Source organism: Solwaraspora sp. WMMD937, assembly GCF_029581175.1.
In the GTDB taxonomy this organism is placed as follows: Bacteria; Actinomycetota; Actinomycetes; order Mycobacteriales; family Micromonosporaceae; genus Micromonospora_E.
In genome coordinates this window covers 4718727-4744899 of sequence record NZ_CP120738.1, presented here as the reverse complement: position 1 = coordinate 4744899, position 26173 = coordinate 4718727, and the positions used below count along the sequence as shown (strand labels likewise).

Genomic DNA, 26173 nt, shown 5'->3' with positions numbered 1-26173 from the left:
CGGTCTCGTTCACTCCGGATGGGGAGCGCGGCAATGCCACTATTTGACCAGAAAACCCCTTTTGGCAGTGCAGATTGGTACAAGATGGTGCTGACCATGACGGAGCAGTATCTTTGGGAGGCCGTACCGATGGAACTGCGTGACTACTTCGACGCGGTGCGGAAGCGATGGTTCTGGGTACTCGCCGCCGTGACCGTCGCGGTCGGCGCCGCCGTGCTGATCAATGTCCGGACCACCCCGCAGTACGCCACCTCGGTCACCTTCTTCGTCTCCACCTCCAGCAGCCAGGGGGTGACCGACGCATACCAGGGCGGACTCTTCTCCCAGCAGCGGGTCAAGTCCTACAGCGGCCTGCTCACCAGCAGCCGGCTCGCCGAGACCGTGGTCGACCGGCACAGTCTCGGCCTGACCGCCGGGGAGGTGCAGTCGCGGGTCAGCGCTCGCCCGGTGCCGGATACGGTCCTGCTGCAGGCGACGGTGACCGACAGCTCACCGAACCGTTCGGAGCAGGTCGCCGAGGCGATCGTCGCTGAGTTCGTCCGCCTGGTCCAGCAATTGGAGACCTCCCCGGGTGCCGACCGGCCGGCGATCAAGGTCGAGGTGATCGCCGGCCCGCTGCTCAACCCGGTGCCGGTCTCGCCGCAACCGGTGCGCAACATCAGCCTGGGCCTTTTCCTCGGGCTGCTCAGCGGGGTCGGTCTGGCACTGCTGCGCGGGATGCTCGACAACACCGTGCGCACGGTCGATCAGATGCGCGACGTCACTGCGACCGGGGTGCTCGGCACGATCCCGTTGGACAACGCGGCCCGGCGCGACCCGCTGATCATCGGCCGGCAGGCGCACTCGGCGCGGGCCGAGGCGTTCCGCCAACTGCGGACCAACCTGCAGTTCGCCGACGTCGACAAGCCGGTGCGCAGCCTGGTGGTGACCAGTGCGATGCCCGAGGAGGGCAAGACCACCACTGCGGCGAACCTGGCATTGACCTTCGCCGAGGCGGGCAACTCCGTGTTGCTGGTGGAGGCGGACCTACGCCGCCCGCAGGCGGCCTCCTACCTGGACATGGAGGGCGCGGTCGGGCTGACGAACGTGCTCGCCGGGCAGGCCGAACTCGACGACGTACTGCAACCATGGGGGGACAGCGGCATGACGCTGCTGCCCAGTGGCTTCATCCCGCCGAATCCGAGCGAACTGCTCGGCTCACAGCAGATGGCGGACCTGCTCGCCACGCTGCGCGGCCGGTTCGACGTGGTCATCGTGGACACCGCGCCGTTGGTGCCGGTCACCGACGCGGCACCGATCGCCGCCCAGGTGGACGGCGTGATCGTGGTGGGACGGTGCGCCAAGACCACCGAGACGCACCTGCGGGCGGCGGTCGCCGCGCTACGCGCGGTGGACGCTCGGCTGCTCGGCTGCGTCTTGAACATGACGCCACACCGCAGTGGTGCCTACAACTACTACTATCACGAGCACGGCCGCCGGCGTCGGTCCGCGAACCCGGCCGGTCCGGCCCGGCAGCGTCAGGCGGTCGCGGTCTCCGACACCACGACGGCCGCCGAGGACCAAGCGACGGCGGACGTTGGCGTACCGGTCAAGACTTCGTGATGACGTCCAGCAGGATGTCGATGGTCTGGTCGATCTGGCTGGCGCACATCCGAAAGTCCCCGACCGGCCGCAGTACCGGGTCGGCGAGGTCGTCCTGCTCGGCGGAGACCGGCTGTACCCGGCTGCGGGCGGCCGCCGCAGCGGCCACCAGCGACCTAGCCCGGTCGGCGGCGTCGGGTGACGAGGTAACCGTTGGCGGGAGTGCGGCCTGGGCCAGCCGTCCGAACTGGCGGACGGTGAAGGTGCGGGCCAGCGCGGCCGGGGCCAGCGCGACGCAGTACGCCCGGTGCCGGCGGCTGGCGGTCAGCACCAGATCCGCGCGGGTCAGCATGGCAGCATCCACCTGCCGGCTGGCGAACCCGTCCGGATCCGCCTGGCGTTCTCGCAGGACCTGCTCGGTATACGGATGCATCGGCCGGCCGGTCAGCGCTTCGATGCCGGCGCTGTACGCGGCGACGCCGGCCCGGTCCGCGCCCAGTCGGGTCTGCACGGCGTACCGGGTCAGCCGTTCAGCGAGCGGCGAGCGGCAGATGTTCGCCCGGCACACGAACAGGATGGTGAACCGATCAGTGGTCATCAACGCCAGCCAATCCGATGTCTCCACGAGCGGCTGCCGGACCGCGCCGGCCAGTCGGTCGCAGCCACCGGCCCGGCCACGACCAGGTCAGCCTAGCCCGCGACCAGGACATTTCTCCGGAGCCGCGCGATGACCGGGCAGATCTACCTGTCCCCGCCGGACGTCGGCGTGCTCGAAGAGGAGTTCCTGGTCCGGACGCTGCGCTCCGGCTGGGTGGCCCCGTCCGGCCCGGAGGTCGACGCCTTCGAACAGGAGATGGCCCGACGGGTCGGCGTTGCACACGCGGTCGCGGTCAACTCGGCGACCGCCGGCCTGCACCTGGCCCTGCTGGCACTCGGAGTGGGGCCGGGCCAGTCGGTGGCGGTACCCACCCTGACCTTCGTCGCCACCGCGAACGCCATCGTCTACACCGGTGCCCAGCCGGTCTTCATCGACTGCGACCCACGGACCGGCAACGTCGACGTCGATCTGCTGGCCCAAGCGCTGACCCGGCGGGAGCCCCATCGGCCGCCGGTATGCGCGGTGGTACCGGTCGACATGTTCGGCCGCTGCGCCGACTACGACGAGATCATCCCGTTGTGCGCGGCGCACGACCTGCCGGTCGTGGAGGACGCAGCAGAGGCGCTCGGCGCCGGCCTGCGCGGTCGTCCCGCCGGCGGCTTCGGCCAGGCCGGGGTCTTCTCCTTCAACGGAAACAAGATCATGACGACCTCGGGGGGTGGGATGGTGGTCACCGACGACGAGGCGATCGCCCACCGGTGCCGCTACCTGGCCAGCCAGGCACGGCAGCCGGTGGCCCACTACGAACACACCGACATCGGCTACAACTACCGGCTGAGTAATCTGCTCGCCGCGCTGGGCCGGGCACAACTGCACCGTCTCGACTCGATGGTCGCCCACCGCCGGGAGACCCGTCAGCGGTACGCGAAGACCTTCGCCGGCGTTCCGGGGGTGCGCCTGCTCGGCGATCTCGGTGACGAGGCGGACCTCGGCGGCAACGCCTGGCTCACGGTGATCATCGTGGAACCGGCCGAGGCCGGCTGGGACGCCGCCGAACTGGGCCGCTACCTCGCAGATCGGCGGATCGAGACCCGGCCGGTCTGGAAACCGATGCACCGGCAGCCGGTCTTCTCCGCCGCGCCGCGGATCCTCACCGGGGCGGCGGACCGGCTCTTCGCGACCGGACTGGCCCTGCCGAGCGGCTCTTCGTTGACCGACGAGCAGATCGGCCGGGTGCTCGCGGCGATCGAGGCGTTCCTCGACGGACACCGGATCGGCCGATGAGCGCCCGGGACCTGGTGATCGTCGGCTGCGGTGGGCACGGCCGTGAGGTGTTCGGAGTCGTCGAGGCCGTCAACCGGGCCGGTCCGGCACCGGCGTGGCGGGTGATCGGATTCGTCGACGACGATCCCAGCCCGGCCAACAAGGATCGCCTCGACCGGCTCGGTGCCGTGCTGCTCGGCGCAGTGGACTGGCTGACCGGGCAGGGCGACCCGCCGGCATACGTGATCGGGATCGGCCTGCCGGCGTACCGCCGGGCGGTAGGCCAGCGGATCGAAGCCGCCCGGCCGGCGGCGGAACCGCTGGTTGCCGCCACCCTGATCCATCCCAGCGCCACGGTCGGTCCGGACAGCCGGATCGGCGCGGGTTCGGTGCTGTTCGCCGGTGCCCGAGTGACCACCAACGTGACACTCGGCCGGCACGTGCACATCAACCAGAACGGCGTGGTCGGCCACGACACGACCGTCGCGGACTACGGCTCGGTCGGACCGCTGGCGGCTGTTTCCGGATCCTGCACGTTGGACGAGGCCGTTCTGGTGGGGACGACTGCGGCGATTCTTCAGGGCCGCCGGGTGGGAGCCGCAGCCACAGTCGGCGCCAGCGCGTGCGTCGTGCGTGACGTGCTACCCGGCGCGGTGGTCAAGGGGGTGCCCGCGCGATGAAGGTCCGTTGGCGGTCGCGACGGGTGCCGCCGGTTTCGAGGGAGGCGTCAGACATGCGGGTGGTCGTGATACTCAAGACAGCCGAGGGCGGCCGGTGGATCGTGCCCCAGGTCGAGGAGCTGCGTCGGCGCGGCAACGAGGTGACGGTCGTGCTGCCTGCCGGGCCGGGCCGGTTGCGCGAACAGTTGTACCGGGCCGGGGTGCCGATGATCGACTCGCCGTTCCGGTTCCGATTCCGCCCGACATTGGCCACAGCCATGCAGCTGTGGTCGCTGCGTCGGCTGCTGCGTCGGCTGCGGCCGGACGTGGTGCACTACCACCACTACCACGCTGCGTTGGCGGTCCGGTTGAGCCTGCTCGGGCTCGACGTCGTCAGGGTCTTCATGGTGCCCGGTCCGCTCTTTCTGGAGTCGGCGCCGATCCGCACTGCGGAGCGCCTCCTGACCCGGCTGGACGACCTCGTGATCGCCGGCAGCACGCACACCGCCGACCTCTACCGGTCGATTGGCCGTCGTGGTAAGACGCTTGCGGCCGTGCCGTACGGGGTGGACACCCGGCTGTTCCGCCCGCCGGACGCCGCCACCCGGTCCGCCGCACGTCGCCGGCTGGGTCTACCGGCAGACGTCTTCGTGGCGGTCATGGTGGCGTACGTGTACGCACCCAAGTCGTTGGTGCACCGGGGGACCGGTATCAAGGGTCACGACGTGCTACTCGCGGCGTGGCGGTCGTTCGCCCGGGACTGTCCCCGATCCCGGCTGATCCTGGTCGGTGGGGGTTGGGACACGTCGGGTGAGGAGCACCGGCGGGACCTGCTACGACGTTTCGACGTGACGGCCGATCCGACCGTCGACTGGTTCGCCGGCGTCATCGACGTACGGCAGTATTACGCTGCGGCTGACGTCAGTGTCAGCCCGTCGCGGTCGGAGAACCACGGAGCGGCGCTGGAGGCCGGAGCCTGCGGGGTGCCCTCTGTCGTGTCCGACGCCGGAGGACTGCCGGAGACAGTCAACCGGGACAGCGGTTGGGTGGTCCCGACCGGTGACGTCGAGGCACTCGCCGCCGCGCTGCGCGGCGCACACGCGGAGTTCCGGTCCGGTCGGCTCGCCCGGCGTTCACCGGCGGCACGGGAGCACATCCAGCGGCGGTTCGACAGCGGTGACTGCGCCCGAGTGGTCGCCGACCTGGTCGAGACGATCGGCGGGCGCCAGCCGGCGCCGCGCCGGCACCTGACTCTGACGACCGCCTTGTAGGGAGCACAGTGGAGAACTCGCCAGGTTCCGCGATGGGCACCGTCGCGGTCAGCACCCAAACCCGGTTCCAACGCACACCGGACGGTGCCGTTTGGACCGTGATCGGGCCGGCGCACGGCTTCTGGGCCCGGTACCTGTCGGCCTTCGACCGGGTCCGACTGCTCGCTGAGGTCACCGACGTACCGCTACCGCCGACCGGCGCCTGCCGGGTGGACGGCGCGGGAGTGGAAGTCTGGCCGCTGCCGTGCGGTCGCCGGCCCCGCAGCCTGCTGCCGGGTCGTGTGGCGCTGCGCAGGTCGTTGCGGTACGGGCTGGACGACGTCGACGCCGTCATCCTGCGGAGCCCGTCACCAGCTGCCAACCTGCTCGCACCGATCCTGCGGCGCTCGCACCGTGGCTACGCGGTCGAGGTCGTGGCAGACCCGCAGGACATGTTCGACGGCCCGGTGGCGACGTACCCGGTGCGCCGCTGGCGCGCTCACCGGGCGGCGCGTCAGCTGCTGGAGCACTGTCGGGACGCTACCGCCGTGGCCTACACCACCGGGACATCGCTGCAACTGCGATGTCCGCCGGGTCCGCACACCGTCGCCGCCGACTACCCGGACGTCGACCTGCGGGCCGACGCGTTCGTCTGCGAGCCACGCGAATCGGCGACGTCCGGCGGTCCGGTGACGCTGATCTCGGCCGGAACGCTCGACCGCTCCCGGCACGGCGTCGACGTCGTCCTGGCGGCGATGCGTCGGCTGGCAAATGACGGCATCCGGGTCAACCTGGTCCACCTGGGCGACGGCCGGTCCCGGCCGCAGCTCGAACGCCACGTGGCCCGGCTGGGACTGACCGACCGGGTGGTCCTCGCCGGTGAGCGTCCCGCCACCGAGATCCGGTCCTGGCTGGACGCCGCCGACGTGTTCGTGTCGCCGACTCCCGCCAGCGCGTACTCCCCGGTAGTGGTCGAGGCGATGGCCCGGGGCCTGCCGGTGGTCGCCGTCGCGGCGGTGGGCTCGCCGGACCTGTTCGAGGCGGACTGTCTGGTCAGCCCCGGTGATCCGGCGACGCTGGCCGAGGCGGTCCGGCGGCTGCTGACCCAGCCGCAGCGGATGGTCGAGGTGGCGGCGGCCGGTCTGGTCCGGTCCCGCCGCTACCGCACCGAGCTCGTGGCGCCCCGGCGGGCGATGTTCTACCGCGTGGTCCGGATGGCCGGTCGCCCGATGCCGGTGGCACCGGCGGCCCGGGCGCGGGAACACGCCCCGACGAGCTGACCGCGTCAGCGCCCCGCCGCCCAGGTAGGCGGCGGGCCGGTCACAGCAGTTCCGTGCCGGCGGTGGCGGTCAGCCTCCGGCGGGTGTCCAGCACCAGTGGTGCATCGCTGAGCAGGGAGTAGTCGATCCCGTCGTGGTCGGTCAGCACGACCACCGCGTCAGCGGCTTCGACCTGGTCGACGGTGAGCGGCACCGCCCGTACGAAGGCTGGCATCTGCTCCGGGCGCAGTTGTGGGTCGACCACGTGCACCTGCGCGCCGGCCAGGTGCAGCAGTTCGGCGACGCGGACAGCCGGGGACTCGCGACAGTCGCCACTGTTGCGCTTGTAAGCCAGCCCGATGAGCAGCACCCGCGCGCCCCGCAACGCCCGGCTGCGCCGGTTCATCGCGCTGGTCAACCGTTCCACGACGTACATAGGCATGTAGTTGTTCACGTCGTTGGCGAGTTCGACGAACCGGAAGTTGCGGCCGAGGGTCCGCTTGACCTCCCAGGACAGGTAGGACGGGTCTACCGGCAGGCAGTGCCCACCGACGCCCGGACCGGGGGTGAACCGTAGGAAGCCGAACGGTTTGGTGCTCGCGGCGTCGATCGCCTCCCAGATGTCGATGCCCAGCATGTGCGCGTACACCGCCAGCTCATTGACCAGGGCGATGTTGACGTGTCGGAAGGTGTTCTCCAGCAGTTTGGTGGTCTCGGCCTCCCGGGTGCCGGCGACCGGCACGGTTCGGTCCACCAGACCGTCGTAGAACGCCTGCACCGACCGCAACGACTCGGGGGTGATCCCGGAGACCACCTTCGGAGTGTTGACGAAGGTCCATTCGCGGTTGCCTGGGTCGATGCGCTCCGGGCTGTACCCGAGGTGGAAGTCGAGCCCGGCCTGCAGACCGCTGCCCTTCTCCAACAACGGCCGGAGAAACTCGTCGGTGGTGCCGGGGTAGGTCGTCGACTCCAGGATCACCGTCGCGCCGGGAGTGAGCTGCTCGGCGAGCGACCGGGCCGCCTGCTCGATGTACCGCAGGTCGGGTGCGCCGTCACGCAACGGTGTCGGCACGGTGATCACCGCAGTGTCAAATCCCGCGGCTGCGGCGTAGTCGGTGGTCGCGGTGTAGCGGCCGCTGCCCAACGCTGCGTGCAGCTCGGCGTCGGTGACATCCTCGACGTACGAGACGCCCGCGCGCAGCATCCGAATCCGCTCGGTGTCGGTGTCCAGCCCGACGACCCGGTGTCCGACCGCTACGGCGCGCATCGCCACGGGCAGGCCGACATATCCCTGGCCGACGATCACCACCGGTGTGTTCGCCATGTCCTCCCACTTTCTGGAACCTAATAACCGACATAAGCATTCAACCATCCTAAGTTGTACCTATACCCCCAAATCTGGTTCTCTGGGTTGGCTGAAATTCGCTCGTGCCGGCGTGGCGGCCTGCCCGACAATCGCCCGATGACAGCGATCACCGAGATTCCGTCACTTCCTGCTGGATACACCCAGCGGCCCGCCGGGCCCGATGACGCACCCGCCGTCTTCCAGTTGATCGCCACCTGCAACACCGCGGTCATCGGCCGACCCGACTACACCCTCGACGAAGTCGCTGACGAACTCGCCGAACCGGACTTCGACCCGACCCGGGACGGTTGGCTGGTACAGGACCCGGGTGGCGTGACGGTCGGCTGGGGTTGGGCGTGCCGCAAGGGGAGTAGCGACACCATCGACATCGATGCGTACCATCTCGACACCGAGTCGGCGGTCGGAGACTGGCTCTGGTACCAGGCCCAACGTCGCGCTGTGGCGATCGCTGCCGAACTGGGCCATTCCCGGGCCGTGCTGGACGTCGGCTGCTACCGGGAGGACACCGCCACGGCCGAACGGCTGGCCGAGCTCGGCTTCTCGGTGGCGACCGTGTTCAACCGACTGTTCGTCGCGTACGAAGCGGCGAGCCCGAGGGCCGACCCCGGGGAACCCGACGGTGTGCGGATTCGCAGCACCGGTGACGATCCCGAGGTCCGTCACCAGGCATGGACGGTGCACCAGGCCGCCTTCGCCGACCACTTCGGTTTCGCGGCCAAGGCCTATTCCGACTGGGTCCGACACCTCGAGTCGCACAGTGACCACGACTGGTCGCTGGGTGAGGTCGCATACCTGTACGGCGTCCCAGCCGCGATGGTGTTGCGGTCGCATGCCTTCGTGGCCGACCAGCAGAGCGGCTACATACGGCTGCTCGCGGTCCGACCTGAATGGCAGGGGCGTGGCCTGGGTCGCCTGCTGCTGCGCCGGGCGTTCACCGCCGACGCCGCCGACCAGCGGCGGGGCACCTTCCTGCACGTCGATACCGATCCCCGGCGGCCGGCGCTGCGCCTGTACCTCTCCGAGGGCATGCGGCCGGTGCAGATCATCGACGCTTGGCGACGGACCGTCCCGGTGACGCCCTGACCGGGTGACGTACCCGACTCGACAGGCTGGATCCGTCGACAGGCTGGACCCGGCTCACCGCTCGGTCACCAGCGCGGCCACCGTCCGCTGTATGGCCTGCTCGAACAGTTCCCCGTCGACGACGGCCAGCGACGCGGTCATCGACACCACGACCAGCGTGGTGTCGACCTGTACGACAGCCAGTGCGGTCGTCGCGGTGACCCGTCCGGCACCGCGGCCGAGCGTCCGTACCAGGTCCATCCGCAAGGCGCGATCGCCGACGGCCGGTGCCGCGCGGGGCAGCGACTGGACCCGTAGCCCGGATCGTCCGTCGGTGAACTCCCGACAGGCCGCGCCGGCCCGTTCGATCGCGGCGAAGACCATCTCCACCGGCCGCGTCGAGGACATCGCTTCCCGCCGGTACGACACGACGTCGATCTGCAGGGTGGTCCGGCCGAGCCCACCTCCGCCCGGTGCAAGCGTCGCGTAGCGCGCCACGCCCTGCCCGGTACGTCCGGCGGCCGCCCGGCGCAGGTAGTCGTTGACGATCGACGGCTGACAGCCGGCCGGTCGACTCCCGGCCGGTGGTGGTGGCGGGAGCGGATCCGCCCGCCACGCCGGGCCGAGCACGAGCTCGACGGCTCGGGCGGCCCGGTCCGCCACGGTCGTGTCGACCGGGACGGGACCGACGGTCCTCGGGCCATCCGGACGGGCACGGCGGGCGCGGTCCGGGTCGGATTCGCCGCGCGGATCGGATCCGGTGTTCGGTACGGCGGGCGACGGCTGGACCAGCAGCGGCGCGGCGAGATTCGGCGCGGCCGCGGTGCCCACCGGGAAGGCGAGCAGACCGGCGACTACTCCGGCCAACATCGCCGGGACAGCAGCTGTGCCCCACGATCCGGCCGCGCTGGACCGTCCAGCGGTCAGCGCTGGCAGCAAACCGGCCAGGACCAGCAGAGCGGGTGCCAGCGCGGCGCCGGCGACCAGCCAGTCTCCCGCGGCGGGTGCCAGGTGCCACAGGACGGACGCCCCGGCCTGGCCCCCTGCCCCGGCGATCACTCCGGCGGCTGGCACGGTGCACCAGGCCACTGCCCGGGCGCCGCGCGTCCCGCCCGGGCCGCGGCGTAATCCGACAGTCAGGACGGCGACGGCGGCGGCCAACAGCAGCACGCGGGTCGTCGACCCGGCAAGCGTGCCGGGCCCTGGTCCGGTGACCGCGGCCGCTGCGGCCAGTGCGGCGCTCACCGAGGTTAGTAGCCACGGCCAGCCGCGCAGCACACCGCGGCGAGTGCTCAGGCCGGAGGCGATCCGGTCCAGTTCGGTGCGGACGAGTGGGTCGAACACCACCGGAACCAACGGCTGTCGGACCGCCGCCGCCGGCAGCACGACCGCCGCCCTCTGGCCCGGCCCGGCGATGCTGTCCGTCCGATGGCCGCCAATCCGCAACCGGGGCCGGTGGGAACCGACCAAGCTGTGCTGCCGGCAGAGTTCCTCGAAACGCGCCTCGGCCAGTGGAGAAGCCGGGGTTAACCGGGCGATCCGGCGTTGGGCGCGTACCGCCGTGACCAGTGTCCCGGCCAGGCCGCCGCCGAGCGCGATCGCCGCCCCGGCGGTCATCAGGGCGCCGACGGCCCAGGTCATCTCGGTCCGGCACATCGTCTGGTCGCTGGCCAAGGGCGGGCAACGGGTCAGCACGTCCAGGTACGCCAGCCCGATGGGACGGTACGCCAGGGCCAGCATCCCGCCGGTGGCCGCGCCGAGCGCGGCGAGTGCGACCGCGACCAACATCAGCGGCCACGTCCTGCCACACCTGGGCGTCATGCCGACGGACCCCCTTGACGTCCTCTTTCAAAGGAAGAGGAATCCGGTCTGCTGCATCCCCGGAGAGGTGCCACGACTTTCCACCGGAGTCCTGAAGAGCGGGGTACTGGCCTGCTTACCGTTGGCCGGACCATCCGTGCCGGATTGCGTACCGAACGTAGCCATCATGCGGGATCCTGGCCCGCTGGTCCAGCGTGACCTGCGGAGACCGTCAGATGGAGTAGCCTCGGAAACACTGTGGAAGGCAACGACGGGGTGAGCAAGCGGGTCGGTGACGAGCGGGTCGGTGACGCGCAGCGCAACCACGTCGTCGAGCTGCTCGCCCAGGCGCTCGGTGAGGGCTATCTGGACCTCATCGAGTACGAGCGGCGGCTGGTCGAGGCGACCGCGGCGACAACGTCGGGGGAGCTCATCGCGCAACTGGCCGATCTGCCGCGGCGGTTCCACTGGGACCCTGGTACGCCGGTCGTCGGGTCGTCGGTCGCCGACCGGGCCCGGGCCCGGCGTACCTCTGCTGCCTTGGTCATAGCCGTCGCGTCGCTGCCGTTCGCCGCCTGCTACGGCGCTGGCGCGGTACCGGCTGTCGCAGCGATCGTTCTGGCGGGTCCGGGCCGACGGGTTCCAGACCAGCGGGGCAGGGCGCTGGCAGCGATCGTGATCGGCTCGGTCGGCGTGGTCGGGTCCGTGCTGAGTGTCGTCCTGCTGCTCGTCGTCAACTGATCGCCCGGCCGTCTCCCGGTAAAGTGCCATCTATGGGCCGGCCGAGTCCGGTCGTCGCGGATAGATGTGATCGTCGATGACATGCGCCCGTCACGAACGGCCCGACATGCCGGGGTCCTCCTTGTTCTGCTGCTGTGTCTGACTGCCTGCAGCGCGACCAGCGCGAAATGCCGAAACAACAGTTGTACGGTCGCCGTCAAGACAACCGAAACTGCAAGCGTGGAGATTCTCGATCACCAGATGGAATTCCGGGATCTCGTCGCCGGATCGGTGACCGTGGTCTACGCCGAACAGCCCTATCACATCCCGGTCGGGCAGAGTGCGGGGGTCGGTTCGCTGACCGTGACGGTGACCTCGGCGGAACCGGGTCGGGCGCAGCTGGTCATCGCCGCGGACCAGCACAGTGGCGCAGATGCCGCTCGTGATCACCGTTGAATCCAGAGACGCAGCTCCTGTGGGTCGAGGCAGGTCAGTACCGCTTCATGCAGGATCATGCTGGCCGCCCGCGCCAAGGTGAGGTCGAACTGTCCGGTGCGGCCGTCGGGTAGCCGCAGCGCGACCGTGCCGGTACGCCGGTCCACGGCACAGCGCAGCGGTAGTTCGGCAGGCCGGCCACCCGGTGATCGGACCAGGACCCGCAGCTCGACCACGCCGTCGGAGACCAGTCGATCAACCATGGGCCCGTTGGCTGGTGGGGCGGGTCGACCGGCCGGCGCAGGCCGGATGCGTGCCGCCGGTTGGCGCTGGGGACGCCGGGGCGGATCGCGTTCCGGGCGGCAGGTCGGTGTCGTGGCGCGTCCGCTCGGTGGGCCCGGAACGGTCGCGGGCCGCGCCGCTCGGGCGGCACGCACGGGTTCGGGCGGTGGCCGCCGGTCGGCGCGGGGCGCGAGTTCGGGGCGGCCGAGCACCACGGTGTCCACGCCGGTGCCCTCCGCACCGGTGACCCGGTACCGGACGGTGACCGCGGTGTCGGACAGGTTGAGCACCACTCCGGGCCGCCAGGCCCCGGTACGGTGGATCCAGATCGGATCACCCCTTCGGTACGCCGTCACGGTACCCGCCGTACCGGCTGGTGGCAGGCGCGAGCTGCGGCCCGTGCCGCTCACCGGAACTCGTACCGCATTATTGGAACTGCCTCTGATCGCCGGGACAGGTCGTGACGTTGCTCGGCCGACGATACTTCCCTGATGACCGGGCGCGGCAGGGGTCGATGCCTGGTGCCTATTCGGATATTGCGGACCAGGAGGTGGGGGATGCCGAGTCGAGTCGTCTTCCCGACGATCAGCGAAGATGTCAGGCGCTCCGCCAGATATCGTAAGCTCCTGCCGCGTTGCCGAGGACCTGATCGACATGACTCGGTGTGAACACGCTTTAAAGGCTCATGCACTGTCGCGTTTCTCCGAACCGCTGTGACCTTGCCGGTAGCGTGCGCCGATGTACCGGGCCGGTGGTCGATCCCCGACCACTGCCGCCCTCGACGAAGTGGTCTGGCGACTCTCCGTAACGCTTTGTGGATGGCCGATGCCGGTCGGGCGGTAGTCCGCATGCCGTGCGGCGCCGAGGATCGGGCGCGTGCGGCATAGGCGGGACGGACAGCCAACCAGCCTCCTAGGATGCTCTAGAGGTTGTGTGGACGGCCGTCAGCTGATGAACGCGAACGTCCATCAGCTACTCACCAAGGAAAGTGTCCGCAGTGGAACATCAGAGCTGGATCGGCCGACCGGCGGCTGTGGCGCAGCGGTTGGCGGGAGCGTTGCTCAACCACCCAGTAGACCGCGGCGCATCGCCGGGCCGGCCGGAGCGCCGCTGATCAGCGGCGTGCGGCGATGCCGTCCAGGAAGAGGGTGGTGCAGTCGGTGATGAGCCGGTTCAGCGAGTACTTGCCGCCCGGCCGGAACCATCGCACGGTGAGCCACACTGCATCGCGGGTGAGCCGGTAGAAGGTCTTCGGGTCGATGTCGGAGCGCAGAGTGCCGTCCCGGCGGCCGGCGTCGATGACGGTGAGCCAGACGCTCTCCACCTCCTTGGCCACGCCCTTCAGGTAGCCGAACCGGGGTAGACCACGCAGGTAGTTCGCGTCGTTCTGGTAGATCTCGGTGGCGTGCGGGTGGCTGGCGGCACACTCGAGCGAGGCCCGGATGAGTTGCCGCAGCTGGTCGTCTGGCCCGTCCGGCCCGTCGAGTATCTGCTGATAGCGGGCGCGTAGGTCGGCGAGGTAGCTGGAGATGATCTCGTCGACCATCGCCTCCTTGGATTCGAAGTGGTGGTAGAGGCTACCGGACAAGATGCCCACGTCGTCGGCGATCTCGCGGACGGTCGTGCCGGCGACGCCTCGGCTGGCGAACAGCGCGCCAGCCCGGTGGAGTATCTGCTCTCGTCGGCTGCGGGAAGTCACCATTGTCTCCCTGGTCGTGTAGCGGTGAAGCGGACACTTGCTTGGCACCTTCCGCGACGAGCCGGCCTGGCGGATCCAGCCGGATTCGGCAGTCAACCATGGTGGCTCTCTGACCAATGTGATCGGTGACCGGGCGGTCATCCTGTGGGGCGGAGGAGGTACGTCCGTCAGTCTAGGACCCAGGCAAGACGATTAACCGTATGCGTCGCGACCCAGTCCAGTGTGTCTTGATCGGCGCTTGCGACGCTGTCCTGAGACTCAGTCGCTGTCCTGATACTCAGGAGTATGGTCAGCATGGACGGTCGGATCGGAGCGGCGTCCGCCGCGACCACGGATGGGCACGCCCGAGAAGTGCAGTCGCCGGTGCACGTAGCTGTACGACACGCCGAGCTCGGCGGCGATGCGCCGGATCGGCGCTCCGGCGAGGTACCGGTTGACGATCTGGGCGTTCGTCGGACGCTCGGCGGGCGGGGTGGCCGGCATGGCTGCTCCATAAGGTTGTTGATCGTCTGGGGTTGGTACCTCAGATCCCCGGAGCGCAGGGTGTGGCTGATGACTGCTTGCCGTGAGGTGGCCTCGTGGGAGTGGCCGCCCTGCCGTTCTGGACGCCCCGGCTGCTGATTGAAATCTGTGCGTGGGTCGCTGTTTATGGAGCTGCTGGCGGGGTCGTCCACGGGGTCGAGGTGTAGGAGGGGAGGACGGGCCCGGTGAAGGTCCGCGAGATGATCTGGGTCGGTATCGATGTGGGCAAGACCCATCACCACGCCTGCGCGGTCGATGAGACCGGCAAGGTGGTGTTCAGTAAACGGCTGGTCAACAGCCAGGCCGATATCGAGGCGTTGATCGGCCGGGCGGGCAAGGCCGCCGAGCAGGTGCGGTGGGCTCTGGATATGACCTCGGGCACCGCCGGGTTGCTGCTGGCGGTGCTGCTCGCCGGTCAGGCGCGGGTGCTGTACGTGCCCGGCCGGCTGGTCAACCGGATGGCCGGCGCGTTCGCCGGGGAAGGCAAAAGCGATGCCAAGGACGCGTTCACCATCGCCGAGACCGCCCGGCTGCGTCGCGACCTGACCGCGATCACCAGCCCCGACCAGGTCGTTGCCGATCTGCGGGTGCTCACCGCACGCCGGGAGGACCTGATGGGCGACTGGGTACGCGGCATCAACCGGCTGCGGGCCCTGCTCGCCTCGATCTTCCCGGCCCTGGAGGCGTCGTTCGACTACTCCACCCGTTCGGCGCTGGTCCTGCTGACCGGGTTCCAGACCCCGCAGAGCATCCGAGACGCCGGAGCGGACGGTGTCACGGCGCATCTGCTGGCCGGCGGGGCCTGGCCCAAGGGCATCCCGGCCATGGTGGACAAGGCCCTGGCCGCCGCGGCCGCGCAGACCATCGCGCTGCCCACCGAGGCCACCACCGCACCGCTGATCGCCCGGCTGGCCGAGCAGCTGCTGGACCTGGACCGAGAGATCAAGGACCTCGACAAGCAACTGACCGATCGGTTCGCCGAGCATCCCCACGCGTCGCGGATCACCAGCGTGCCCGGCTTCGGGCCGATCCTCGGGGCCCAGCTGCTCGCCGACACCGGCGGCGACCTGCCCGCCGCGTTCGAGACCGCCGGCCGATTGGCCGCCTACGCCGGTCTGGCGCCGGTACCCCGCGACTCCGGCCGGATACGCGGCAACCTGCGCCGCCCCAAGCGCTACCACCGTGGCCTGCGCCGGGTGTTCTACATGGCCGCCCTGTCCGCGATCAGGCCGGACGGCCCGTCGCGGGTGTTCTACCAGCGCAAACGTGCCGAGGGCAAGCTGCACACCCAGGCGCTGATCGCCCTGGCCCGCCGGCTGATCGATGTCATCTGGGCACTGCTGCGCGACGGCCGCGAGTTCCATGACTCACCACCGCTCACCGCAAACGCGGCTTGACACGATCATTGAAACTCCCTGGCCGGTTCTGGACGGTGGTGTCGTTGCGGATCCTCCCGGGCGGAGCCGGAGGCTGGTCCGTCGTCACCATGTCCCGCCAGCGGGAGCGGAGGTTGACCGGCCGGGTTGTCAGATCAACGGCACCCGGGCCGACGGATCAGGCCGCCCGGTCCCGGCGGATGCTGGCCGCGCCGCCCCGGACCACCCGCAACGGTGTCGGGCTGGTCGCTGGTGGCTCGTCGTCGAGTTCGACGCGCCAGCGTGACCGGGTGCGGCCGGCGTCCCCCGGTGACGTGTCCGGGTCGCCACCGCGTCGGCGCAGCGTCAGGATGAGCAGATATCCAGCGACGACCAGACCGTGGCTGAGCAGCCGCGGATAGTCGACCCGCCCGGTGATGACGTCGTTGACCGACAGCAGCGCCAGCACCGCGACGAACGCGGTCAGGGTCGGCAGCATCCCGGCCGGCCGGGTGCGCCGGACGGCGATCCACACGAAGCCGGCGCCGAGGGCGACGTTCCAGGCCGCGGACTCGTGCCACAGGTGGTTGGGTGCGGTCCCACCGACCGGATCAGGAACATGCAGATGGCCGTCGGCGACGCCGCCGATCTGGGCCGCGCCGAGCAGGAACTGCGCGATTCCGAGGACGCCGAGGGCGTACCGCAGCAGCAGGGCGACCCGGGCCGCGGTCAGCCGTCGGGGCGGCGCTAGTGCGTCGAGCACCGACTCGCCGACGGTGCCGACCGGTTCCGGGCCGGTACGGCGGGCTAGGTTGGTAACCACCTCGGCGTCGGCGTACCAGGCCCGGCACCCGGCGCAGCCGGTCAGATGGTCCCGCGCCGCGGCCGACTCGGCGGCGTCGGTTTCCCCGTCGAGTTCGGCCGACAGCAGCTCACGAAAGTCCACGCACCCCACATGTCAATAGTCGGTCCGGCCGCCGGGACGGTTCCCACCGGGGTGGTGCCTGGCCGGGCAGGCGCCACCCCGGGCGGGTGGGCTATGGCGGGGGAGGATTGCCGGATACCCTTCCAGGCATGCCGCACGCCGCACCGGACGACGCCCAGATCACCCGTTGGGCCCTCGCGGCCCGCGACGGTGACCGGGCGGCCGCCACGTCGTTCGTCCGGGCCACCCAAGGTCAGGTGCAGAGGTTCCTCACCCATCTGGTGGACAACACCGAGGCGGAGGACCTCGCCCAGGAGACGTTCCTGCGGGCGATGCGGTCGTTGCCGCGCTTCGCTGGGCGCTCCAGCGCGCGTACCTGGCTGCTCTCCATTGCCCGGCGGGTCGCCGTCGACCATATCCGCGCCGTCGTGGTGCGGCCCCGGGTCGCCGACCTGGCCGACTGGCAGGCGGTGGCCGAGGCTGCGGTCGCCGGCCCACGCTTCGAAGAAGTCGTGGCGCTGCGTCAGCTGTTGGCCGGCCTGGCCGCCGACCGCCGGGAGGCATTCGTGGCGACCCAGGTGCTCGGGTTGAGCTACGCCGAGGCCGCCGAGGTCTGTGACTGCCCGGTCGGGACGATCCGGTCCCGGGTCGCTCGGGCCCGCGAGGACCTGGTCGCCGCAATGACGGAGTCGGGGCGGCAGTCCGGCCGGCAGCTACGAGCGATCAGCTGATCCCTCGTGCCCCTGTCCCGCGGGACAGAGTCGGCGGCGTTCGTCCGCCAGTCCTGATGGTCTCGCGGCACCCGCCGGGCTGAACCCGGCACGTTCGCCCCGCCGGCCACCCCCTGCGTGTCCGGGTCCTGCTGGCCCGGCCGTTCGTCGCGGGCTTGTTTCAGCGTCGACCTCTTGCGTTAACAAACGTGAAGTGCAAGGCTTCGTCAACACCAACGAAGACGTCGACGGAGGCCAGCATGCAGAAGGCCCACACCAGGTTGTGGCGTCACGCGGCGGTGATTGGCGTTGCGGTGATCCTGACTGCCGCCTGCTCGTCAGGCGGTGACACGGACACGGACAGTAGTCCTTCGGATGGCACTGCCAACCCCGACGCCACCTTCCGCTTCGCAGACACCCTGCCAATCGACACCCTTGACCCGCACAAATCGCCCGGAGCCGGCAACAACGTCTGGCTCTTTCCCGTATATGACCGGCTCATCCACCTCAACTCGTCGGCCGAGCTCGTCCCCGGCCTGGCGACCGAATGGTCCTTCTCCGATGACGGCCGCACCCTGTCGCTGACCCTGCGGGAGAATGTCAGCTTCCACGACGGCACCGCGTTCGACGCCGCCGCCGTGCAAGCCAACATCGACCGGGCGAAGACGGTGGAGGGGTCGGCCGTCGCCAGCGAACTCGCCGTCATCGACTCGGTCGAGATCATCGACGACACACACGTCGACCTCAACCTCAACGCCGTCAACAGTGCCCTGCCCTACATCCTGACCGACCGTGCCGGAGCCATCGCCAGCCCGGCGGCGTTCGACGCCGACCTGGCCCGCAATCCGGTGGGCACCGGGATGTACCGGGTCACCGAGTACCAGCCGAGCTCCAGCGCGACATACGAGCGCAACCCCGACTACTGGGACCCGGACGCGGCCGCCGCCGCTCGGATGGAGTTCACCAGCATCACCGACTCCCAGCAGCGGCTCAACGCGCTGCGGACCGACTCGATCGACGCCACCATCCTGGACGCGGCGAACGTCGCCGCGGCCGAGTCGGCCGGTCTGGTGGTGGACTCCGCCCCGGTGCTGCAGTTCTACCACCTGCAGCTCAACCTGTCCCGCGAGTACCTCGACGACGTGCGGGTACGGCGGGCGATCAACCATGCGATCAACCGTGAGGACCTGGTCAGCGGCCTGCTGTTCGACCTCGGCGAGCCGGCGGTCCAGCCGTTCCCGAGCGGGTACTTCGCCCACGACGAGTCCGTCGCCGACCTGTACCCCTACGATCCACAGCGGGCCCGGCAGCTGCTCGACGAGGCCGGCGTACCCGAGGGCCACACCCTGGAGTTCATCAACCAGAACGCCCCCGCGTACACCCAGCTGACCGAGGCACTGCAGGCACAGCTGGCGGAGGTGGGTCTCAATGTCGAGATCACCCAGACGGTCAACTTCGCCAACTCCTTCTACGTCGAAGGCCAGGGCGACGCCGGAGCGATCAACTGGACCGGCCGGCCGGATCCGTCACAGACCGTCGGGCTGGTCTTCGCCGAGAACGGTTTCGCCAACCCGGGCAAAGTGACCACGCCCGAGGTGACCGCCCTCTACCAGGACCTGCAGGCCACCACGGACGAGACGCAGCGGCAGGAACTGGCCCGGCAACTGTCGGCCCAGATCACCACCGACGCCCTCGACGTCGTCCTCTACTTCCCGTACAGCAACGTCGCGTACAGCGACAAGGTGGTGGGCCTGGAGAACTGGCTCTCCGGCAAGCTGGAGTTCCCCGGCGTCGGCGTCGCCGACTGATCGTCGTCGTGCCGGGTGGGCGGCAGCGGCCGCCCACCCGGCACGACCCGGACCAGGCATGGTGAGGACATGATCGGACTCGTCGGCCGGCGCCTGTTGACCATGGTGCCGCTGCTGCTGTTCGTCACACTCGTGGTGCACGGCATCGCGATCTTCGTCCCCGGTGACCCGGCGGTCCGGATCGCCGGGGAGAACGCCACTGCCGAACAGATCGCTCTCACCCGGGACCGGCTCAACCTCGACGAGCCGTGGCCGGTGCGGTACTGGCGGTGGCTCACCGACGCGGTCCGGGGCGATCTCGGCAACTCGATCTTCAACAACGACTCGGTGACCCAGCTGATCCTGGAGCGGATGCCGGTGACCCTGGCGCTGACCCTTGCCGCGCTGGTCGTCGCGGTTCTGTTCGGCGTACCGGCCGGCATCCTCGCCGCCCTGCACCCGAACCGCTGGCCGGACAAGCTGGTCCGGGCCATCGCCACCGTCGGCATCGCTTTTCCCGGCTACTGGCTCGGCCTGCTGCTCATGCTGGCCTTCTCGATCCGGCTGGGCTGGTTCCCGACCATCGGCTACACGCCGATCAGCGAGGATCCGGCGGGCTGGCTGCGCCACATCACGCTGCCCGCCATCGCGTTGGGTGCCTCGGCCGGCGCGGAGGTGGCCCGGCAACTGCGCCGGTCGATGCTCGACACCCTGCACCGCGACTTCGTCCGTACCGCCACCGCCAAAGGACTGCGCTACCGGGCGGTGCTCGGCAGGCACGCCCTCAAACATGCCGCCGCGCCCGTGGTGACCGTACTCGCCACCCAGGTGGCGCTGCTGCTCGGCGCCGCCGTGATCATCGAGCAGACGTTCACCATCCCCGGAGTGGGGGCGCTCGCGGTCAGCTCGGTGATCGGCAACGACCTCACCGTCGTGCAGGGCATCGTGGTGGTCAGCACCGTCGCCATCGTGCTGGCCAACATGCTCGCCGACGTCGCCCAGGCATGGCTCGCCCCGAAGACCCGGTGATTCGCACCTGCCCCGACCCACATCCTTGCGACCAACAGGAAGGGAGGCGACCGTGACCGCCACAGCGACGCCGGCCGTGGGCACCTCGTCGACACCGTCGCAGCGCCGCCACCGCTGGCGGTTCCTGCGTCGGTTCGCCGGGCACCCGGGTGCCCTGCTGGCCGCCGGATACCTGCTCGTCGTGGCGCTGCTCGCCGTGTTCGGTGGCCGGCTGACGCCGCACGACCCACTGGCGCAGAATCTTGGCGCGGTGCTGCAGCCACCCACCGGCGGGCACCTGCTCGGCACCGACGACCTGGGCCGGGACCTGCTGAGCCGGCTCATCGTCGGCGCCCGGCCGTCGCTGCTGGCCGTGCTGCAGTCCCTCGCGGTCGGGGTCGGCTTCGGAGTGCCGATCGGGCTGCTCGCGGTGCTGCTGCCGGCGTTGCCCGGTGGGCTGCTGATGCGGATCGTCGACGGGGTGATGGCCTTTCCGCCGCTGCTGCTGGCGATCGGCGTGATCGGCGTGCTCGGCCCGGGGCTCAGCCAGGCGATGATCGCCGTCGGCGTGGTGTTCGTGCCGCGGTTCGCCCGGCTGACCCGCACCAGTGTCCTGCAGGTCTACCACGAGACGTACATCGACGCCTCGCGGGTCATCGGCACCCCGCTGGGTCGGCTGGTCCGCTGGCACGTGCTGCCGAACATCACCGGCCCGGTCGTCGTGCAGGTGGCGGTGGCCAGTGGGTTCGCCATGCTCGCTGAGGCCGGTCTGAGCTTCCTCGGGCTCGGTGTCCAGCCGCCGGACGCGAGCTGGGGCGCGCTGCTCGGCCGGGCGCTGCCGTACATCGACACCGCCTGGTGGCTGGCGGTCGCCCCCGGCGCGGTGATCACCTTGACCGTGCTGGCCACGAACGTGCTCGCCGACGGCGTCGGTGACTCGCTCGGCCGCGAATCCAGGAGCCCACGTTGACCACACCCGCCAGGAGCACCGAATCTGCCAGGAGCACCGCTCAACCGGCGCCGGTCACCGTCGCGGTGCTGCAGGTCACCGACCTCACCGTCGCGGTGGGTAGCGCCGCCGCCGCCGGCGGCTGGACCGACCTCGTTCACAAAGTGTCGTTCGAGGTGGCCGCAGGTGAGACCGTCGGGCTGGTCGGGGAGTCGGGCTGCGGCAAGAGCACCACCGCGCTGGCGTTGATGGGGCTGCTGCCGCCCCGGGACCTGCGGGTCGGGGGCGGCACGGTCCGGCTCGACGGGACCGACCTGTACCGGTTGTCCCGTCGGGGCTGGGAGGACGTCCGCGGCGACCAGATCTCCATGATCTTCCAGGAGCCGATGTCCAGCCTGCACCCGGCGTTCACCGTCGGCGAGCAGATCGCCGAGTCGGTACGCCGGCACCGGGGGCTGTCCCGCCGGGCGGCCGCCGACCGGGCGGTCGAACTGCTCGACCTGGTCGGCGTGCCGGACGCCCGGTCCCGGGCCCGGGCGTACCCGCACGAGTTCTCCGGCGGGATGCTGCAGCGGGTCCTGATCGCCATCGCGCTGGCCTGCGAGCCGAAACTGCTCGTCGCTGACGAACCGACGACGGCCCTGGACGTCACCGTACAGGCGCAGATCCTGGATCTGCTGCACGAGATGCGCGACCGGTTCGGGCTGGCCGTCCTGCTGGTCACCCACGACCTCGGGGTGGTCGCCGAAGTGTGCGATCGGGTGGTGGTGATGTACGCCGGCCAGGTCGTCGAGGAGTGCGACATCGACACCTTCCTCGCCGGTCCCCGCCATCCGTACAGCCGGGCACTGCTGGCCGCCGCGCCGGACGCCGCCGTCGACGGCGAACTGACCTGGATCCCCGGTGCCCCGCCCGGCCCGGACGAACTGCCGTCCGGCTGCCGGTTCCAGCCGCGCTGCCGGTACGCCCGCGACGCCTGTCGCAGCGGACCGATCGTGCTGCGCCGCACGGCCGACGGACACGCGAGCCGTTGCCTGTTCGACCCGGAGGCGATGACCGATGAGTGATCTACTGCGCCTTTCCGACCTGCACGTCACGTTCCCGGGCCGGTCGCTGTTCGGCCGCCGGGCCGCGCCGGTGCAGGCGGTACGCGGGGTGGACCTGACCGTGGCGCCGGGCGAGACGGTGGGACTGGTCGGCGAGTCCGGCTGCGGCAAGTCCACCCTCGGTCGTACCGCAGTCCGGCTGATCCGCCCCACCCGGGGCCAGGTGCTGTTCGAGGGCCGCGACATCGGGGCGATGTCCAGCCGTCAGCTGCGCCCGCTGCGGCCCCGGTTCCAGATGGTCTTCCAGGATCCGTACTCGTCGCTCGATCCGTCGATGAGTGTGCTGGACAGCCTCGCCGAACCACTGCGGGTGCACACCGGCGACGGGCACGCCGAGCGGGCCGCCCGGGTAGCTGCGGCGCTGCGTCAGGTCGGGTTGGACGAGCGGCACCTGTACCGCTACCCGCACGAGTTCTCCGGCGGGCAGCGGCAGCGGCTCGCGCTGGCCCGGGCGATGATTCTCGACCCCCGGCTGATCGTCGCGGACGAGGCGACCAGCGCGCTGGACGTGTCGACCCAGAACCAGATCCTCATGCTGTTGCGGGTGTTGCAGCGGGAACGGGGGGTGGCCCTGCTGTTCATCAGCCACAACCTGCTCGCCGTACGGCATGTCGCGGCCCGGGTGGCGGTCATGTACCTGGGCCGGGTGGTGGAGACCGGGCCGACCGCGCGGGTGTTCGCCGCACCGGCCCACCCGTACACCCGGGCGTTGCTCGCCGCCGTGCCGGGCGCGGCCCGGCGCCGCCGGCGCGGCGTGCGGGCCGCGTCGCCGGTCGGTGAGCTGCCCAGCCCGGTCGCGCCGCCGTCCGGCTGCCCGTTCCATACCCGCTGCCCGCTGGTGCTGGACCGCTGCCGGGTCGAGATGCCGGCGGCGGTGCCGGTGGACGACGGCGGTCACGTCTCGTGTCACCTGCAGACCGATGGTCCGGCGCTCGGCGGCCGGCCGCTGCCGGCGTCGCTGGCGGCCGGCGTCGGACCCGCGACGGCGGCCGGGTGACGCGGCACCGGTCGCGAAATGCCGGTCAGTGGCCGCGGGCGATCCACTCGTCGAGGTGCGGCCGTTCGGCGCCGATCGTGGTGCTGTCGCCGTGTCCGGTGTGCACGATCGTGTCGTCCGGCAGGGTGAACAGCCGGTCGCGGATGGACGCGATGATCGTGCCGAAGTCGCTGTAGGAGCGGCCGGTGGCTCCCGGGCCGCCAGCGAACAGCGTGTCGCCGGTGAACACCACGCCCAGCTCGGGCGCGGACAGGCAGCAGGCACCGGGGCTGTGCCCGGGGGTGTGCAGGACCCGCAGCGTGGTGCCGCCGACGGTGAGCTGCTGCCCGTCGGCCAGCGCGGCGTCCGGCGGCCGCCGCGGGTGGACCTGGTCCCAGAGCACCTGGTCGGCCGGGTGCAGTAGCACCGGCGCGCCGGTCTCGTCGGCCAGGCGCGCCGCGACCCGTACGTGGTCGTCGTGGGCGTGGGTGGCGACGATCGCCCGGACGGTACGCGCGCCGACGACGGCGCGGATCGCCTCGACCTCGTGCGGGGCGTCGATCACCACGCATTCGGTGTCGTCGCCGACCACCCAGACGTTGTTGTCGACATCGAAGGTCTGCCCGTCCAGGGAGAACGTCCCGGATGTGACGGTGTGGTCGATCCGGGTGGACATCAGAACACCACCACCGAGCGGAGCACGTCGCCGTGGTGCATCTTGTCGAAGGCTTGCTCGACCTGGTCGAGCGGGATCTCCTCGGTGACGAAGGCGTCGAGGTCGAGGCGGCCCTGCCGGTACAGTTCGGTCAGCATCGGGAAGTCGCGCGACGGCAGGCAGTCGCCGTACCAGCTGGATTTGAGCGCGCCGCCGCGACCGAACACGTCCAGCAGCGGCAGTTCGACGCGCATCTGCGGGGTCGGTACGCCGACCAGGACGACGGTGCCGGCCAGGTCCCGGGCGTAGAACGCCTGTTTCCAGGTTTCCGGGCGGCCGACCGCGTCGATGACGACGTCGGCGCCGAGCCCGCCGGTGAGCTCCTGGATCCGTTCCACCACGTCGGTCTGCCGGGCGTCCACAGTGTGGGTGGCGCCGAAGCCGCGCGCCCAGTCCAGTTTCCGGGGGTCGGTGTCGACGGCGATGATGGTCGTCGCACCGGCCAGGGCGGCCCCGGCGATCGCGCCGTCGCCGACTCCGCCGCAACCGATGACCGCGACGGAGTCGCCGCGGCCGACGCCGCCGGTGTTGATCGCGGCTCCCAGCCCGGCCATCACTCCGCAGCCGAGCAGGCCGACGGCGGCCGGCCGGGCCGCCGGGTCCACCTTGGTGCACTGGCCGGCGTGTACCAGGGTCTTCTCGGCGAAGGCGCCGATGCCCAGCGCGGGGGAGAGCACGGTGCCGTCGGTCAGTGTCATCTTCCGGGTGGCGTTGTGGGTGGCGAAGCAGTACCAGGGGCGGCCCCGGACGCAGGCCCGGCAGGTGCCGCAGACGGCACGCCAGTTCAGCACCACGAAGTCGCCGGGGGCGACGTCGGTCACCCCGTCGCCGACCTGTTCGACGGTGCCGGCCGCCTCGTGGCCGAGCAGGAACGGGTAGTCGTCGCTGATGCCGCCGTCACGGTAGTGCAGGTCGGTGTGGCAGACACCGCAGGCCTGTACCCGCACCACCGCCTCGCCCGGGCCGGGGTCCGGTACGACGATCGTGGCGACCTCGACCGGCGTACCGGTGCTCCGGGAGATCACACCCCGGACGTGTTGGCTCATCGGAACCCTCCTGGAACATCGTCGTCACACAGGTCCGGTCCGAACCTACCGCCGGGCGGGCCGGCGGGGAACCGTCCCGCCAGCCGTATCCCCTGGTGGTGGTGACGTCTACCGCTGGTCGGCGACCGATTCGACCAGGTGCCGGACCCGACTGAGGAAGGCGGCGCAGTAGGCGCCGTCGAGGACCCGGTGGTCGAACGACGCGGTCAGCACGGCGACCCGGCCGATGTCCAGTCGGGGCCGGTCGCCGTCGCGGACGACGACCGGCCGGTCGGCGACGCTGTCGAAGGACAGGATGGCGGCCTGCGGCTGGTTGATCACGGGGACGGTGAACAGAGTGCCGGACCGGCCCAGGCTGGAGATGGTGAAGGTGCCACCGGCCATGTCGGTGACGCCGAGCCGGCGCTGGTGGGCGCGGGCGGTGACGTCGGTGATCCGGTCGTGCAGGGTGGTCAGGTCGAGTTCGTCGGCGCGGTGCACGACCGGCACGACCAGGCCCGCGTGCCGCAGGTCGACCGCGATACCGAGGTTGACCTGCTCGAAGACCCGGATCCCGGCCTCTTCCCAGCTGGCGTTCAGCATCGGGAACTCGGTCAACGCCTGCGCGGTGGCCCGGGCCAGGTAGGCGAGCATCCCGGGGGGTCGGTCGCCGTGGGCGGCCCGGTCGGCTTCGACGGCGTCGAAGCGGACCTCGACGGCCATCGCCGCGTGCGGGCTGGTCGTGACGGATCTGACCATGTGGGCGGCGATCCGGCGGCGCAGTCCGTCCGGGCGGACCAGTTCGCCGGGCCCGCGGGGGTCGGCGGGCGCGGCGACTGTCGTCCCGGTCCCGGTCCCGGTCCGGGCGGGCGGGCCGGTCACGGCGTCTCGCCGACGATGACGGCGAGGACGGTACGGACCTCGACGACGTCGCCGGGCTGGGCGGTGATCCGCAGGGTGCCGCTGGCCGGGGCGGCGAGCACCTCGCGGGCCTTCTCCGCCTCCACCTCGACTAGGTCGGCGCCCTCCTCGACCCGGTCACCGTCGGCGGCGTACCACTGCATCACCTCGGCTTCGGACATGCCCATGCCGAACTGCGGCAGACGCACCTCGGTCTCCAT

General features: G+C 70.7%; 26 protein-coding genes. 15 read left to right on the top strand and 11 right to left on the bottom strand.

Translation table 11 applies throughout. From position 1 onward, the window contains the following. Nucleotides 1-96: 96 nt before the first annotated feature. Complete coding sequence (locus O7621_RS21150; RefSeq protein ID WP_282230859.1) at nucleotides 97-1602, top strand: polysaccharide biosynthesis tyrosine autokinase; 1506 nt, start codon at nucleotides 97-99, stop codon at nucleotides 1600-1602. On the opposite strand, the gene O7621_RS21145 is transcribed toward O7621_RS21150, so the two are convergent. After that, nucleotides 1589-2179 (bottom strand): low molecular weight phosphatase family protein, encoded by a 591-nt coding sequence (locus O7621_RS21145; protein ID WP_282230858.1) that lies wholly within the window; start codon nucleotides 2177-2179, stop codon nucleotides 1589-1591. The genes O7621_RS21150 and O7621_RS21145 overlap by 14 nt on opposite strands. Before the next feature lie 129 nt (nucleotides 2180-2308). Here O7621_RS21145 and O7621_RS21140 point away from each other — a divergent pair, with 129 nt between their 5' ends. From O7621_RS21140 to O7621_RS21125, 4 genes are read left to right on the top strand one after another with little or no spacing between them, the layout of a single operon-like run. Continuing rightward, nucleotides 2309-3463: an aminotransferase class I/II-fold pyridoxal phosphate-dependent enzyme gene (locus O7621_RS21140; protein ID WP_282230857.1), complete on the top strand. Its 1155-nt coding sequence runs from the start codon at nucleotides 2309-2311 to the stop codon at nucleotides 3461-3463. Further along, entirely contained in the window at nucleotides 3460-4122 is a 663-nt protein-coding gene (locus O7621_RS21135) for a NeuD/PglB/VioB family sugar acetyltransferase (RefSeq protein ID WP_282230856.1), read from the top strand. The genes O7621_RS21140 and O7621_RS21135 overlap by 4 nt, the downstream gene beginning before the upstream one ends. A 53-nt stretch (nucleotides 4123-4175) precedes the next feature. Continuing rightward, nucleotides 4176-5372, top strand: a complete 1197-nt coding sequence (locus O7621_RS21130; protein WP_282230855.1) for a glycosyltransferase — start codon at nucleotides 4176-4178, stop codon at nucleotides 5370-5372. Between the two features lie 8 nt (nucleotides 5373-5380). After that, entirely contained in the window at nucleotides 5381-6631 is a 1251-nt protein-coding gene (locus O7621_RS21125; protein ID WP_282230854.1) for a glycosyltransferase, read from the top strand. Nucleotides 6632-6671: 40 nt separating this feature from the next. Here O7621_RS21125 and O7621_RS21120 read toward each other — a convergent pair whose 3' ends face one another. Next, a complete protein-coding gene (locus O7621_RS21120) occupies nucleotides 6672-7934 on the bottom strand; it encodes a nucleotide sugar dehydrogenase (protein WP_282230853.1) in 1263 nt (420 codons plus the stop codon). A gap of 138 nt (nucleotides 7935-8072) precedes the next feature. On the opposite strand from O7621_RS21120, the gene O7621_RS21115 reads away from it, so the two are divergent. Then, entirely contained in the window at nucleotides 8073-9059 is a 987-nt protein-coding gene (locus tag O7621_RS21115; protein WP_282230852.1) for a GNAT family N-acetyltransferase, read from the top strand. A gap of 54 nt (nucleotides 9060-9113) precedes the next feature. Here the strand turns inward: O7621_RS21115 and O7621_RS21110 are convergent, their stop codons facing one another. Continuing rightward, nucleotides 9114-10826 (bottom strand): hypothetical protein, encoded by a 1713-nt coding sequence (locus O7621_RS21110; protein ID WP_282230851.1) that lies wholly within the window; start codon nucleotides 10824-10826, stop codon nucleotides 9114-9116. 270 nt (nucleotides 10827-11096) lie between these two features. On the opposite strand from O7621_RS21110, the gene O7621_RS21105 reads away from it, so the two are divergent. Continuing rightward, nucleotides 11097-11579, top strand: coding sequence for a DUF1707 domain-containing protein (locus tag O7621_RS21105; RefSeq protein ID WP_282230850.1), 483 nt, complete (start codon nucleotides 11097-11099; stop codon nucleotides 11577-11579). Between the two features lie 66 nt (nucleotides 11580-11645). Next, nucleotides 11646-12014: a hypothetical protein gene (locus tag O7621_RS21100; protein WP_282230849.1), complete on the top strand. Its 369-nt coding sequence runs from the start codon at nucleotides 11646-11648 to the stop codon at nucleotides 12012-12014. Here the strand turns inward: O7621_RS21100 and O7621_RS21095 are convergent. From O7621_RS21095 to O7621_RS21085, 3 genes are all read right to left on the bottom strand, one after another. Beyond that, complete coding sequence (locus O7621_RS21095; RefSeq protein WP_282230848.1) at nucleotides 12005-12631, bottom strand: hypothetical protein; 627 nt, start codon at nucleotides 12629-12631, stop codon at nucleotides 12005-12007. The two genes, O7621_RS21100 and O7621_RS21095, sit on opposite strands and share 10 nt — an antisense overlap. Before the next feature lie 758 nt (nucleotides 12632-13389). Beyond that, entirely contained in the window at nucleotides 13390-13974 is a 585-nt protein-coding gene (locus O7621_RS21090) for a TetR/AcrR family transcriptional regulator (protein ID WP_282230847.1), read from the bottom strand. 258 nt (nucleotides 13975-14232) lie between these two features. Next, a complete protein-coding gene (locus O7621_RS21085) occupies nucleotides 14233-14457 on the bottom strand; it encodes a helix-turn-helix domain-containing protein (RefSeq protein WP_282230846.1) in 225 nt (74 codons plus the stop codon). 224 nt (nucleotides 14458-14681) lie between these two features. On the opposite strand from O7621_RS21085, the gene O7621_RS21080 reads away from it, so the two are divergent. Beyond that, entirely contained in the window at nucleotides 14682-15893 is a 1212-nt protein-coding gene (locus O7621_RS21080) for an IS110 family transposase (RefSeq protein ID WP_282230845.1), read from the top strand. 157 nt (nucleotides 15894-16050) lie between these two features. Here O7621_RS21080 and O7621_RS21075 read toward each other — a convergent pair whose 3' ends face one another. Then, a complete protein-coding gene (locus tag O7621_RS21075; protein WP_282230844.1) occupies nucleotides 16051-16797 on the bottom strand; it encodes a zf-HC2 domain-containing protein in 747 nt (248 codons plus the stop codon). A 128-nt stretch (nucleotides 16798-16925) separates the two neighbouring features. On the opposite strand from O7621_RS21075, the gene O7621_RS21070 reads away from it, so the two are divergent. The 6 genes from O7621_RS21070 (at nucleotide 16926) to O7621_RS21045 (ending at nucleotide 23333) form a co-directional block, all read left to right on the top strand. Then, nucleotides 16926-17507, top strand: a complete 582-nt coding sequence (locus O7621_RS21070; RefSeq protein WP_282230843.1) for a sigma-70 family RNA polymerase sigma factor — start codon at nucleotides 16926-16928, stop codon at nucleotides 17505-17507. A gap of 239 nt (nucleotides 17508-17746) precedes the next feature. Then, complete coding sequence (locus tag O7621_RS21065; protein WP_282230842.1) at nucleotides 17747-19294, top strand: ABC transporter substrate-binding protein; 1548 nt, start codon at nucleotides 17747-17749, stop codon at nucleotides 19292-19294. A gap of 69 nt (nucleotides 19295-19363) precedes the next feature. Next, complete coding sequence (locus tag O7621_RS21060) at nucleotides 19364-20302, top strand: ABC transporter permease (protein WP_282230841.1); 939 nt, start codon at nucleotides 19364-19366, stop codon at nucleotides 20300-20302. A 52-nt stretch (nucleotides 20303-20354) separates the two neighbouring features. Next, the gene (locus O7621_RS21055; protein WP_282230840.1) at nucleotides 20355-21251 is read left to right on the top strand and encodes an ABC transporter permease; all 897 of its coding nucleotides are present in this window, start codon (nucleotides 20355-20357) and stop codon (nucleotides 21249-21251) included. Continuing rightward, on the top strand, nucleotides 21248-22297 hold the full coding sequence (locus O7621_RS21050; protein ID WP_282230839.1) for an ABC transporter ATP-binding protein: 1050 nt from the start codon (nucleotides 21248-21250) through the stop codon (nucleotides 22295-22297). The genes O7621_RS21055 and O7621_RS21050 overlap by 4 nt, the downstream gene beginning before the upstream one ends. Further along, on the top strand, nucleotides 22290-23333 hold the full coding sequence (locus O7621_RS21045) for an ABC transporter ATP-binding protein (RefSeq protein ID WP_282230838.1): 1044 nt from the start codon (nucleotides 22290-22292) through the stop codon (nucleotides 23331-23333). The genes O7621_RS21050 and O7621_RS21045 overlap by 8 nt, the downstream gene beginning before the upstream one ends. Nucleotides 23334-23358: 25 nt before the next feature. On the opposite strand, the gene O7621_RS21040 is transcribed toward O7621_RS21045, so the two are convergent. From O7621_RS21040 to O7621_RS21025, 4 genes are all read right to left on the bottom strand, one after another. After that, nucleotides 23359-23988, bottom strand: coding sequence for an MBL fold metallo-hydrolase (locus O7621_RS21040; protein ID WP_282230837.1), 630 nt, complete (start codon nucleotides 23986-23988; stop codon nucleotides 23359-23361). Then, complete coding sequence (locus tag O7621_RS21035) at nucleotides 23988-25073, bottom strand: S-(hydroxymethyl)mycothiol dehydrogenase (RefSeq protein WP_282230836.1); 1086 nt, start codon at nucleotides 25071-25073, stop codon at nucleotides 23988-23990. The genes O7621_RS21040 and O7621_RS21035 overlap by 1 nt, the downstream gene beginning before the upstream one ends. Before the next feature lie 108 nt (nucleotides 25074-25181). After that, nucleotides 25182-25934 (bottom strand): 2-oxo acid dehydrogenase subunit E2, encoded by a 753-nt coding sequence (locus tag O7621_RS21030; protein ID WP_282230835.1) that lies wholly within the window; start codon nucleotides 25932-25934, stop codon nucleotides 25182-25184. After that, on the bottom strand, nucleotides 25931-26173 hold the full coding sequence (locus tag O7621_RS21025) for a lipoyl domain-containing protein (protein WP_282234675.1): 243 nt from the start codon (nucleotides 26171-26173) through the stop codon (nucleotides 25931-25933). The genes O7621_RS21030 and O7621_RS21025 overlap by 4 nt, the downstream gene beginning before the upstream one ends.